11 protein-coding genes and 1 tRNA gene are annotated in these 12,607 nt (G+C 59.8%); 4 read left to right on the top strand and 8 right to left on the bottom strand.

All coding sequences use genetic code 11. The features are described from left to right. The first annotated feature begins 140 nt into the window (after positions 1-140). Positions 141-674: a GcrA family cell cycle regulator gene (locus tag LQ231_RS04865; protein ID WP_113143156.1), complete on the top strand. Its 534-nt coding sequence runs from the start codon at positions 141-143 to the stop codon at positions 672-674. 83 nt (positions 675-757) lie between these two features. Here the strand turns inward: LQ231_RS04865 and phoB are convergent, their stop codons facing one another. The 7 genes from phoB to phoR all read right to left on the bottom strand — a co-directional run bounded on the left by phoB (position 758) and on the right by phoR (position 8,434). Beyond that, positions 758-1,441 (bottom strand): phosphate regulon transcriptional regulator PhoB, encoded by a 684-nt coding sequence (gene phoB / locus LQ231_RS04860; protein WP_113143155.1) that lies wholly within the window; start codon positions 1,439-1,441, stop codon positions 758-760. Positions 1,442-1,468: 27 nt separating this feature from the next. Next, positions 1,469-2,182 carry a phosphate signaling complex protein PhoU gene (gene phoU / locus LQ231_RS04855; RefSeq protein ID WP_113143154.1) on the bottom strand — a complete coding sequence of 238 codons (714 nt, stop codon included), beginning with the start codon at positions 2,180-2,182 and terminating at the stop codon, positions 1,469-1,471. Positions 2,183-2,228: 46 nt separating this feature from the next. Next, positions 2,229-2,990 (bottom strand): phosphate ABC transporter ATP-binding protein PstB, encoded by a 762-nt coding sequence (gene pstB, locus LQ231_RS04850; RefSeq protein ID WP_230173245.1) that lies wholly within the window; start codon positions 2,988-2,990, stop codon positions 2,229-2,231. A 67-nt stretch (positions 2,991-3,057) separates the two neighbouring features. Beyond that, positions 3,058-4,413, bottom strand: a complete 1,356-nt coding sequence (gene pstA / locus LQ231_RS04845) for a phosphate ABC transporter permease PstA (protein WP_230170498.1) — start codon at positions 4,411-4,413, stop codon at positions 3,058-3,060. Continuing rightward, complete coding sequence (gene pstC / locus LQ231_RS04840; protein WP_230170497.1) at positions 4,410-5,870, bottom strand: phosphate ABC transporter permease subunit PstC; 1,461 nt, start codon at positions 5,868-5,870, stop codon at positions 4,410-4,412. The genes pstA and pstC overlap by 4 nt, the downstream gene beginning before the upstream one ends. Positions 5,871-5,957: 87 nt before the next feature. Beyond that, entirely contained in the window at positions 5,958-7,001 is a 1,044-nt protein-coding gene (locus tag LQ231_RS04835; RefSeq protein WP_113143150.1) for a substrate-binding domain-containing protein, read from the bottom strand. Between the two features lie 197 nt (positions 7,002-7,198). Continuing rightward, positions 7,199-8,434 (bottom strand): phosphate regulon sensor histidine kinase PhoR, encoded by a 1,236-nt coding sequence (phoR, locus tag LQ231_RS04830; protein ID WP_113143223.1) that lies wholly within the window; start codon positions 8,432-8,434, stop codon positions 7,199-7,201. Between the two features lie 241 nt (positions 8,435-8,675). Here phoR and ppk2 point away from each other — a divergent pair, with 241 nt between their 5' ends. Next, on the top strand, positions 8,676-9,557 hold the full coding sequence (ppk2, locus tag LQ231_RS04825) for a polyphosphate kinase 2 (RefSeq protein WP_230170496.1): 882 nt from the start codon (positions 8,676-8,678) through the stop codon (positions 9,555-9,557). Positions 9,558-9,627: 70 nt separating this feature from the next. On the opposite strand, the gene LQ231_RS04820 is transcribed toward ppk2, so the two are convergent. After that, the gene (locus LQ231_RS04820) at positions 9,628-10,860 is read right to left on the bottom strand and encodes a hypothetical protein (RefSeq protein WP_230170495.1); all 1,233 of its coding nucleotides are present in this window, start codon (positions 10,858-10,860) and stop codon (positions 9,628-9,630) included. Positions 10,861-11,177: 317 nt separating this feature from the next. On the opposite strand from LQ231_RS04820, the gene LQ231_RS04815 reads away from it, so the two are divergent. Continuing rightward, positions 11,178-12,137, top strand: coding sequence for a nitronate monooxygenase family protein (locus tag LQ231_RS04815; protein ID WP_230170494.1), 960 nt, complete (start codon positions 11,178-11,180; stop codon positions 12,135-12,137). 264 nt (positions 12,138-12,401) lie between these two features. Next, positions 12,402-12,477 (top strand) — tRNA-Thr (locus LQ231_RS04810). The last annotated feature ends 130 nt before the right edge of the window (positions 12,478-12,607 follow it).

The raw sequence follows: 12,607 nt of genomic DNA, 5'->3' as shown, positions 1-12,607 counted from the left end.
CAGTAGGTTAACATTCAATAAATTGAGCAATGCGGCGGAAATAGTCACCGACAGTAACGAGGCGGTTTTTGTTTCGAATTCGTTCGAAGCAACGGTGAGGGATTCTGCCATCACACACGCGAGCGGCGGAGAATTACAGCATGAACTGGACTGATGAACGCGTTGAGAGACTAAAGCGCCTGTGGGCCGAAGGCTTGAGCGCGAGCCAGATCGCAGCGCAACTAGGCGGCGTCAGCCGCAATGCGGTTATCGGCAAGGTACACCGGCTGAACCTGCCAGGTCGCGCCAAGGCCGGCGGAAGCACATCTGCAACCCGCGCCGCCAAGCGTCCGGCACCGGCAACGCAGCGTCCAGCGGCATTCCAGGGCCGCACCGCAACGACGACCCGCACGGTAACCCGCGCGGCTGGCGGCAACATGCTGAAAGAAGAGGTCGAAGTCGATATCTTCGAAGAAGTCGAAGTCTCGCGTCCGTCGAATGTCGTGGTGCCGATTTCGCGTCGCCTGGCCTTGACCGAACTGACCGAGCGCACATGCAAGTGGCCGATCGGCGATCCGATGAAGGACGATTTCCACTTCTGCGGTTGCGAAATCAACGATGCCTCACCGTATTGCGGCTACCATGCCAAGATGGCCTACCAGCCGGTGAGCGAGCGGCGTCGGGCGGCCCGCTAAGGGCCGACGGCAAACGCCAGATACAAAAAAAAACGGGCCGCTGGGCCCGTTTTTTTTATTGCGCGCTGTACCCTGCCGAGGGTTCAGACTTCCATGGAATAGCCCGCACCGCGGACGGTGCGGATGACATCCTGCATGTTGGAAAAGTTCAACGCCTTGCGCAAGCGCCCGACATGCACATCGACCGTGCGTTCGTCGACATAGATGTCATGGCCCCAGACGCCGTCGAGCAACTGCGAGCGTGAAAAAACCCGACTGGGCGAAGCCATGAGAAACTCGAGCAGCCGGAATTCCGTCGGCCCGAGGCGCACTTCGCGGCTCTTGCGATGGACACGGTGGGTCTCACGATCCAGTTCGATATCACCGCAACGCAGCACGCTCGACAGAACCTCGGGCTTAGCACGGCGCAACATCGCCTTCACACGCGCCATCAGTTCCGGCGTCGAGAACGGCTTGACGACATAATCGTCGGCACCAGTCGCCAGGCCCCGGACGCGCTCGCTCTCTTCGCCACGCGCCGTCAGCATGATGATCGGCAGCCGCTCGGTTTCCGGGCGCATGCGCAGGCGCCGGCACAATTCGATGCCTGAAACGCCCGGCAGCATCCAGTCGAGGATCAGCAGGTCCGGCACGCGCTCCTGGAGACGAAGCTCGGCTTCGTCACCACGCAGAATGGTCTCGACCTCGTAGCCTTCGGCTTCGAGATTGTAGCGGAGGAGGACGCTCAACGCCTCCTCATCCTCTACGACAGCTATTTTCGGCAGCATGGAAGGCAAAACCCCATTTGTGACGGCTTACTCGTTGATCGCGCCGACGGAGGACGTCAGGTCTTCCTTCGGACGCTCGCCCTCGGGCTGGGCACCGGTCGTCATGTAGTAGATTGTCTCGGCGATGTTGGTCGCGTGGTCACCGATACGCTCGATGTTCTTGGCGCAGAAGAGAAGATGCGTGCAGCTGGTAATGTTGCGCGGATCTTCCATCATGTAGGTCAAGAGCTCGCGGAACAGCGAGGTGTACATGGAGTCGATCTCTTCATCGCGGTCGCGGATCGATTTTGCCTTTTCCGCCGAACGGGTGGTGTAGACGTCGAGCACTTCCTTGAGCTGGGCAAGCGCCAGGTCGGAGAGATGTTCGATGCCGCGGGCGAGCTTGCGAGGGATGCCCGAGCTCTGAACCGCCATGACGCGCTTGCAATTGCTCTTGCCGAGATCGCCGACACGCTCGAGATCGCTGGCGATGCGCAGCGCGCCGATGATTTCGCGAAGGTCGGCGGCGACCGGCTGACGGCGGGCGATCATGACGATCGCCTTGTCGCCGATTTCGCGTTCGGTGGCATCCATGATCACGTCGTCGGAAATGACCTTCTGGGCGAGTGCGCCATCGGTATTGACCAGCGCACGGACGCTTTCGGCGACCATCTGTTCCGCCATGCCGCCCATCTCGGAGATGCGGCGCATCAAGTATTTCAGCTCGTCGTCAAAGGCCGACAAAATATGGGAAGAAGACATGTTTTAGCTTCCTGATAAGAGAAACGACTGCAAGGGGAACAGCGGATCAGCCGAAGCGACCCATGATGTAGTCCTGCGTGCGCTGATCGTCTGGATTGGTGAACATCTTGTCCGTATCGTTCTCTTCCACCAGATTGCCCAGGTGGAACATGGCCGTGCGCTGCGAGACGCGGGCAGCCTGCTGCATCGAGTGCGTGACGATGACGATGGTGAAGTTGGTCCGCAGTTCGTGGATGAGTTCTTCAACCTTGGCCGTCGCGATCGGATCGAGCGCCGAACAGGGCTCGTCCATCAGGATGACTTCGGGGCTGACCGCAACCGCACGGGCAATGCACAGGCGCTGCTGCTGACCGCCGGACAGGCCAGTACCTGGGCTGTCGAGACGATCCTTGACCTCGTTCCAGAGGCCGGCCTTCTGCAGGGCAGACGTCACCAGTTCGTCAAGATCAGCCTTGGAACGCGCCAGGCCGTGGATACGCGGGCCATAGGCAACGTTTTCATAGATCGACTTGGGGAACGGGTTCGGCTTCTGGAACACCATGCCGACCTTGGCGCGCAACTGCACCGGGTCAACCTTGGGATCGTAGATGTTTTCGCCGTCGATCGAGATATGCCCTTCGACACGGCAGCTCGCGATCGTGTCGTTCATGCGGTTGATGCAGCGCAGGAAAGTCGACTTGCCGCAGCCGGACGGGCCGATGAAGGCGGTCACGGTGCGCGGGCGGATTTCGATATTCACATCGATGATGGCGTGCTTGTCGCCATAATAGACCTGAACGTCGCGGGCGGAAATCTTGGTTTCGTTCATGGTGGAAGCCTTCGTCGGCGTCGTTGTTATGTTGCTCGTGGACATGTTGTTCATCTCTACGCTCCTTTTACCAACGACGCTCGAAGCGGCGGCGAAGAATGATTGCAATTAGGTTCATCATGATCAGAAAAACCAGCAGAACGATGATCGCACCGGATGCACGCTCGACAAAGGCCGGGTCGCCGCGCTGGGTCCAGTTATAGACCTGAACAGGCAGGGCTGAGGCCGGGTTGAACAGACCTTCCGGAGGACCGGCAGGAAACTCGCGGACAAATGCCACCATGCCTATGAGCAGCAGCGGTGCGGTTTCGCCGAGTGCACGGGCAAGGCCAATGATCGTGCCGGTCAGAATGCCGGGCATCGCCAGAGGCAGAACGTGGTGGAAGATGGACTGCATCTTGGAGGCGCCGACGCCAAGGGCGGCGTCGCGGATCGACGGCGGCACGGCCTTGAAGGCAGCGCGGGTGGCGATGATGATCGTCGGCAGCGTCATCAGGGTCAGCACCAGACCACCCACGATCGGAGCCGACTGAGGAAGGCCGAAGAAATTGATCAGCACCGCGAGGCCGAGAATACCGAACACGATCGAAGGCACCGCAGCCAGGTTGGCAATATTGACCTCGATCAGGTCGGTAAAGTGGTTCTGCGGGGCGAATTCTTCGAGATAGATCGATGCCGCGACGCCCAGAGGAAGCGACAGGCAAACGACAATCAGCATCATGTAGACGGAGCCGATGATGGCAATGCCCAAGCCAGCCGCTTCCGGACGCGTATCGGACGCATCCGGCGCGGTAAAGAAGGCCCAGTTGAAGCGTGTCGTCAGGATGCCGGCTTCCTTGAGCTTGTCCGCCAGCATGAGCTGTTCGGGTGAGGTATTGCGATCGAGGGCCGCGCTTTCCATGGTCACGCGGCCCTTGTAGAAGCCGTCGATGCGACCGGCCGCCAGAAAGTCGAAGGAGTGCGTGCCTCCGATGACCGAAGGATCGGCCAGAACAAACCGACGCAGATCGGCCGGTGCCTCCTTGGAAATCAGCTCGGCAGCAGCCTTTGCATTCATGGTGTCGACGGCGATGCCCTTGGCCGCCATCACGTCGCTGAGTGCCTGCTCGATCAGCGGCACATAAGCGAATGTCGAGGCCTTGGCGATGTTTTCCGGGTTCCGGTCGCCGGCCTTGTCCAGGCGAGCGGGGTCCAGATAGACATCGAGCGAGATGTAGGTCTGGCGGAAGGCCGATGCGCCATTCGACAGGATCGACACAAGCAGGCCAACAAGAGCCAGCATGCCGATGCATACGGCGATCTTGCCCATCAGGCGGAACCGTACCTCTGCAGCATTGCGGCGGCGGGTGCGATCATCGGGGGCAAGCAGCGACTTGCCTTGCGGCGGAACGGCGGTGTTGCTGAACACGGAGATGTCGGTCATTCGTACTGCTCCCGGTATTTGCGCACGATATAGAGGGCCATCACGTTCAGCCCGAGCGTGATCACGAAGAGGGTCAAGCCGAGAGCAAAGGCCACCAGCGTTTCAGGACTTGAAAATTCCGTGTCGCCGGTCAACTGGCTGACGATCTTCACGGTGACGGTCGTCATGGCTTCGAATGGATTGAGATCGAGTTTGGCAGCGGCACCCGCACCCAGCACCACGATCATGGTTTCGCCGATCGCGCGGCTGGCGGCGAGCAACACAGCACCGACGATGCCGGGAAGTGCCGCCGGCAGGACGACCAGCTTGATGGTTTCCGACTGCGTCGCGCCGAGGCCGTAGGAACCGTCGCGCAGGGCCTGCGGAACGGCGTTGATGATGTCATCCGACAGAGAACTGACGAAGGGGATGATCATGATACCCATGACCAGACCGGCCGTCAGAACCGAGGAGGAAGAGGTGCCAAGGCCGAGCGGCTCGGCAAACCAGTCGCGCAGGAACGGGCCAACCGTAACCAGTGCGAACAGACCATAGACGATGGTCGGGATGCCGGCGAGAACCTCGATGGCCGGCTTGACGATGCTGCGTGTCCGCGGGCCTGCATACTCGGAGAGGAAGACGGCAATCATCAGGCCGAGCGGCACGGCGACGATCAGCGAAATGACCGACACATACATGGTGCCCCACAGCAAGGGCAGAATACCGAGATCGGAGCCGCCGCGGAACTGCGGGTTCCAGACCGTGGAGAAGAAGAAATCCTGCCATGGATACATCTTGAAGAAGCTGATCGTCTCGAAGACCAGCGAGCCGACGATGCCCACCGTGGTCAGAATGGCGACGAGGGACGACGCCATCAGCACCCATTTGACAAAACCTTCGGTCAGATTGCGGGCGCGCTGTTCCGGGCGAATGCTGCGATAGGCAAGCGGGCCCATGATCAGGGCCAGCGCCAGGACCGCGATGGTCATGACCATATTGCTGGTCCTGGCGCTTTGCCGATAAGCCTTGGCGGCCTCGAAGACCTCAACCGGAACATCGCCACCCAGCGCGACACCGACTTCCGCAAGACGGGCGCGGATATTGTTGAAATCGATACGTCCGTCGTCGAGTTCACCCTCGCCGACCCCACCCTTTGCGATGACCGCATTCAATCCGCCGGCAATTCGGCGCACATCGGACATGACGAGGCTGTGCGCGCCACCTTCCGGCACCACACTTTGCGGGATCATGTCGCTGATGCGCCCTTCGATGAAGGTCGGTTGCAGCGAAAGCCACAGGATCATCAGAAACAGGGCTGGTACGGCAGTGAACAGCGCAACCATCTGGCCGTAATAGCCAGGAAGGGAGTGCAGCTTGGCGCTGCCGGGCGCCCAAAGAGACAAAGCGCGCTGCCTGCCGACAACAAAGCCAAGCGCCGCAAGTCCCAGTATAACAAGGATAATGATGCCCACACTCATTTCGCCCACATCCCCTGAAAATCTCACATCGTCAAAAAACAATGAAAACCGGCGGCGCAAATATTGCGCCGCCGGACGTGGCCGAAATTACTTCGTCAGCGGACCCATCGGGGTACGGTTCTTGACCATTTCCTGGGTCTTGGCCAGTTCCGGGTCAGAAACCAGGCCATAGGCAGCCAGCGGGCCGTTCGGGCCGGCCATGTCGTCGGATACGAAGAACTCGACGTATTCCTGCAGGCCCGGGATCACATCAAGGTGTGCGTTCTTGACGTAGAAGTAGAGCGGACGCGAAACCGGATATTCGCCCTTGGCGATCGTCTCAACCGAAGGCACGATGCCAGCCATGGTGCCGACGCGGAGCTTGTCGGTGTTGTTCTGGTAGAACGACAGACCAAAGACGCCGATGGCGTTCTTGTTGGCGGCAACGCGAGCCAGCGTCTCGGTGTAGTCGCCGTCGATGTCCGTCGAAATGCCGTCGGTGCGGAGAGCCATGCAGGCCTTTGCAGCTTCAGCCTTGTCGTTGTTCTTGGCAGCGAGATGGGCGTCATAGGCGCCATCTTCCTTGCAGCCGTCAACGATGACCTTCTCGTTGAACACTTCGCGGGTTCCGTGCTTGGTGCCCGGAATGAAAGCGAGGATCGGCTGAGCCGGCAGGTCGGCGCGGATTTCGTTCCAGGCCTTGTAAGGGTTGGCGATCAGCTTGCCGTCCTTGAGGACTTCAGCAGCGAGGGCGTTGTGCCAATCAGCCTGGGTGAAGGCGTATTCAGGGCCCGAGATGTCCGAGGCGAACACGATGCCGTCGTAGCCGATACGAACTTCCTGGATATCCTTGACGCCGTTGGTGGCGCAGAGGTCGATATCGCTCTGGCTGATGCGCGACGAGGAGTTCGCGATGTCGATGGTGTTCTCGCCCACGCCTTCGCAGAGCTTCTTGCGGCCGGCGCCCGAACCACCAGATTCAACGACCGGAGTACCGAAATCGGTATTTTCGCCAAAGGCTTCAGCGACGATCGAAGCATAAGGAAGGACGGTCGAAGAACCAGCGATCTGGATCTGGTCGCGAGCAACGGCGGCGCCGGTGAAGGCAACAGAAGCAACGAGTGCTGCTGCAGCAATTTTCAAAACGTTCATAATGGATTCTCCCGTTGATGGGCTCGTGTAAAGGTGCGGCCGCAAACCAAGTTCATTGCCACAACCAAACGGCGCCCTGTTCTTAGCCGGACTAACCTCATCCTTTTATGTCAGATCGATGAAACATTTGTGACAATATAAGCCATTGAAAATAATATATATTCCTCAATTTGGCTTTAGCCGCGTAGGGTTTTATGTCAAAAGCGCACGGTAAAGTCCGTGCCCTTGCCCAATTCAGACTTCACGATGAGGCGCGCGCGGTGACGGGTAAGGATATGCTTGACGATTGCAAGCCCGAGACCCGTGCCCTTCTTGGAGCGACTGTCTTCCACGCTGACACGGTAAAAACGTTCGGTCAGGCGCGGAACATGCTCGGCGGGAATGCCCGGTCCGTGATCGCGGACGCTGACTTCGGTTGAGCCGCCGGGCTCGCGTCGAACCGCAACATCGATGAACTGGCCGTCCTGGCCATATTTGCACGCATTCTCGATCAGGTTCTCGAACACCTGAACAAGTTCATCGCGATCACCGAGGACCTCGACCCTGCCCTCGGGCACATCGAGCCTGATCTCGACATTCAGGTCACTTGCGAGCGGCGCCAGCGAATCCCGGACATGGCCGAGCACGGGAACGAGATCCACCATGTGATCAGGGGCAAGGTGGGCCTTCAGTTCGAGCCGTGACAGCGACAGCAGATCATCGACCAGACGGCTCATGCGATTGGCCTGGTCGAGCATGATCGAGAGGAACCGTTCCTTCGCCTTGGCATCATCCTTGGCCGGACCCTGCATGGTCTCGATGAAGCCTCGCAGGGAAGCAAGCGGTGTGCGCAACTCATGGCTGGCATTGGCGACGAAATCGCTGCGCATCTGATCCAGGCGGCGAAGATCCGAGATGTCCTTGAAGGACAGAAGAAAGAAACGTCCATTGGCCGCCGCATCGCCAGCTGCCATACCGGACGGGGCAACCGGCGCGATACGCACAACATACACCCGCTCAGACGGCAGCCGTTCGGAATGCTCGATCTGGTTGGGTTCGCCGGTCGCGATGGTTTCGCGTATCATGTCGAGAATGCCCGGCGATCTCCAGCGGGCAGAAATATGCGCGCCGGCCGCCAGTATGCCAAAAACCTTTTCCGCCGCCCGGTTCTGCGCCAGAAGTTCGGCCTCCGCGCCGATGACAAAGATCGGCAAATCCAGGGCATCAATCGTCGCGCCGATCTGTGGTGCGGGATCGGTGGACAACCGTTCGCCCTCAGCAGGCCCCGCGATCGTGACAAGGTCCTCACCAGAGGAGCGCCTCAGCAACAGCATCACACAAAACACGATGAAGAGCACAATTGCGAAGGCAGCATTGGCACCGGCCAGATAGGCCGCCAGCGCGATCGCGAGCGAGGCTAGAATATAAAACGAGCCGGACAAGATATGCCGCATCGCGCGGCTCAGGCCACCGGTGTCATCGTCTTCAGTCACGCGCAGAAGGCCTCGCCATTCGATCATTCCATTCTGATAGCCATGATTCATGACAGAAGTTTCGGTGCCCGGCTATCGGCGCTTTCGATTTATCCCCGCACCCGCGCATCCGTCCAACCAGCAAAGGCTTGAATTCACGCTCGCCATGGGCTCACTATGGGTGAACGCGGGGCCATAGCCGCGGTTAGCCGGAGAGGACCCCATGGACACACAGACAGAAAGCCGCGCCACAACATTGAAAATCGGCGGCGCAGAGCGGGTGTTCGATATCTATGCCGTGGCGCTTCCCAAGTGGATCGATGACAATGCGCTACAGTCCGGTGGCTTCCCCTATGACAAGAAACTGGACGAGGACACGTTCGAGAAGGAACTGGAGCGGCTGCAGATCGAACTGGTCAAGGTGCAGTTCTGGATGCAGAAAACCGGCAAACGGGTGATGGCGCTGTTCGAAGGACGCGATGCCGCTGGAAAGGGTGGTGCGATCCATTCGACGCTTGCCTATATGAACCCGCGCTCTGCCCGGGTCGTGGCGCTGACCAAGCCGACTGAGACGGAGCGCGGCCAGTGGTATTTCCAGCGTTATGTCTACCATTTCCCGACGGCTGGCGAATATGTGCTGTTCGACCGCTCCTGGTATAACCGCGCTGGCGTGGAGCCGGTCATGGGCTTTTGTACGCCTGAGCAATACGAGGATTTCTTCAAACAGGCGACGCGCTTCGAAAAGCTGATCGTCCAGGAGGGCATCTTCTTCTTCAAATTCTGGCTGGATATCGGCCGTGAGATGCAGTTGAAGCGTTTCCATGACCGCCGGCATGATCCGCTGAAGGTGTGGAAACTGTCGCCGATGGATATCGCGGCACTGAACAAGTGGGACGACTACACCGCAAAGCGCAACCGCATGCTGAAGGAGACCCATTCCGACCATTCACCATGGACGGTCGTGCATGCCAATGACAAGCGGCGCGCCCGACTGAACATCATCCGCCATATGTTGATGTCGATCGACTATGAGGGCAAGGATGAAGAGAAAATCGGCAAGCTCGACAAAAAGATCATCGGCAAGGGGCCGGATTTTCTGAAATGACCCCTGGATTATGCGATCTGGATCGATCCGGTCGCAATCGTCTCGCTGCCGTGACTCGATCCGCGCGGCGTCACTGGCCTGGAAGGATGCGCACTGCGTAGAGATTGACACCCCGGCCGCCGCCGGACAGGTCGGCATTGACGATCAGCCGACCGGCATTTGCAGGTGCCATGCCACTGTCGAAGCTCACCTGGAACAGAGCGTCGAGCTTTTGCGGATTGATGGTGAAGCGGTGGCGCGGGCAGGTGCCCAGACGCGAAAAATCGCAATCGACGGAGATCTGCACCGGTTTGTCGTCTGCCGACTGCAACGTGAGCGCGATCGTCGAGGTCCGCCCGGCCAGTTCGCGCAGGACTTCGGTGGGGACCGTGATTTCGATCGCACCATCCGCATCGCCGCTGCGTGAGCCAAGGCGAACCGCCGATCCGTCGCTGGCCGTCACGACATCGACCATGCCATTGGCACGCGGGCGGATGGCGGCAATCTGCTGCGGCTCGAATACATCGATCCAGTCATCGGAAAAGCCGCCGCGGGTATCGATGGCCTGTGGGCCCTGGGGGACCTGCGGCGCGGTTTCCGTTCCGTTGAAATCCTCTTCCTCGGCGCGTGGCGGTGGATTGGGCACGCTGGTGTCGCGCTCGGCATCGGTCAAAAGCAGATCGGAGGAATAGACCCACCAGGCCGCCATGCCGACGCTGGACAGCAGGATGACAAGAATGAACAGGCGCGAGAAAAAGCCGCGGCGGCGGCGCGGCTTGCGCAGCGGCACTTCGGAGCGCATGTCCGGCATCGGCCCATCGGCATCGGACAACTGCTCGCGCTCGTCACGGGGCGATGCATGAATATCTTCGTCGAACACCGGATCACGATCAATGCCGTTTCCATTCGCACGGCCGGTATCGGCGACCGGATCATCCGCCGCAAACGCGGGCTCTGCACGCCTTGCCTGCGCTGCCGTCGACGTCTGTGCTTCCGTCGATGTCTGCACTGGGGCTGCGGCCTGTAGCGGCGTTGATGTCTGCGTGTAGGTCGGCTGGCCGGCGGAGCGTGATGGCGTCGAGACACCATCGGGCGGCGCCACGGTCATGTCGAGACGCGCACGCTCCTCGATCTCGATCTCATGGATCAGCGTTTCCAGCTTGCGACGCTGGTAATTGACTGTTTCGATATCATTGATGTTCTGCTTGCGCAGGCCGCTTTCCAGCGCCTGACGTGCAGACTGGTAGATGCGCGCCCGCGTTTCGGCACTTGTTCGATCCGAACGTTCCAGGGCACTCCTGATGGCTGTTTCCAATCCGTTCACTGGCCGCCATACTCCTCTGGGGATCGCCCCTGCCACATCTTTTTACCGGTATCGATTCGGTAACCGCTGGCTTTTTGCTGTGCAAGCCCAGAAAGCCGAACTTGCCGACAATAAACACAGGAATGCGACCGATGCGAGACTTTCGGCCGGGCGGCGCTCTTGGGCAAGCGCGCCATTGTTGAATGTCGGTGGCCAGCGGACTGTGATCGGAACGCCGTGGATCCCGCTCCTTGCCCAGCCGGTCCGCTTCCCTTGGCCTCGGTCATCTGCTAATCAATTGACGTTTTCGTAAACGTAACTTCATGGGAGGTGAAGTGATGGCACTGCCGTCGATCCTGAAAGACAATCTGAGGCTTCCCGTCGTCGCCTCGCCGCTGTTCATCATATCAAACCCCCAATTGACGCTTGCCCAGTGCAAGGCCGGCATTGTCGGCGCCTTTCCGGCGCTGAATGCACGCCCCGAAGCGCAGCTCGACGAATGGCTGGCCGAGATCACCGAAGAGTTGGCCGCCCATGACGCGAAAAACCCTGACCGTAAGGCGGCCCCGTTTGCCGTCAACCAGATCGTGCACATGTCGAACAAGCGGCTCGAGCATGATCTGACGATGTGCGTCAAATACAAAGTGCCGATCGTCATTTCCTCGCTGGGCGCGGTCCCGGAGGTCAACGCCGCCGTGCACAGCTATGGCGGCATCGTGCTGCACGACGTGATCAACAACCGGCATGCGAATTCGGCGATCCGTAAGGGTGCCGACGGGCTGATTGCCGTTGCCACCGGCGCTGGCGGTCACGCGGGTACGCTCTCGCCGTTTGCCCTGGTTCAGGAAATCCGCGAATGGTTCGACGGTCCGCTGCTTCTTGCCGGCGCAATCGCCAATGGCGGCGCGGTGCTGGCCGCCCAGGCGATGGGGGCCGACATGGCCTATATCGGCTCGCCGTTCATCGCGACCAACGAAGCCCGCGCCTCCGACGCCTACAAGCAGGCGATCGTCGATGCCAAGGCCAATGACATTGTCTATTCCAACTACTTCACAGGTATTCACGGCAACTACCTGAAGCCCTCCATTGCCGCGGCCGGCCTCGATCCCGACAACCTGCCGGAAGCCGATCCCTCGAAGATGGACTTCGACAAGGCCACCACCGGCGCCAAGGCCTGGAAGGATATCTGGGGCTGCGGCCAGGGCATCGGCGCGGTCAAGGCGATCGAACCCGTGGCTGTGCTCGTCGATCGGCTGGAGCGTGAATATTTGAGTGCAAAAAAGGCGATATGCGGCTGAGAGCCGTACTGCTAGCCCGTCCTCCCGCGACAATTGCGGGAGGAAGGCCTGTCGTACTGCGCTGAATTGTCGTGCATTTGAGCTGCTGCCAGTTCCTGTGCGACCAGCGCCCGGCACCATTTAACGAACGGCACGCGCCTGATATGAGCACCTATGCTCGCGTCATTTTTTGCACAACGGACGGAAATCCGGCTTGAAATCATGGGGCAATGCCTGTATCAGCCGCATCACCAAACGCGGACGGGCCTTGCCTCTTCGCCGCGTGCCGCTTTAGCTCAGGTGGTAGAGCACATCATTCGTAATGATGGGGTCGCAGGTTCGAGTCCTGCAAGCGGCACCATTTTTCAAAATTCCCGTCCATCCAAGAATACACGCCGACTCAATAAGCTCTAGCCGCGGGCGGAATTTTGTGTCAGTGGACGCGGCGAGCGCGAGTGCCGTAATTCTAGTACGGGCTCGGGTGGGTTGAT

Origin of the sequence: Rhizobium sp. CECT 9324 (genome assembly GCF_918741265.1) — a bacterium.
In the GTDB taxonomy this organism is placed as follows: domain Bacteria; phylum Pseudomonadota; class Alphaproteobacteria; order Rhizobiales; family Rhizobiaceae; genus Allorhizobium.
Note: the sequence above shows the minus strand (reverse complement) of the source record. Positions and strands in the feature narration are given on the sequence as shown.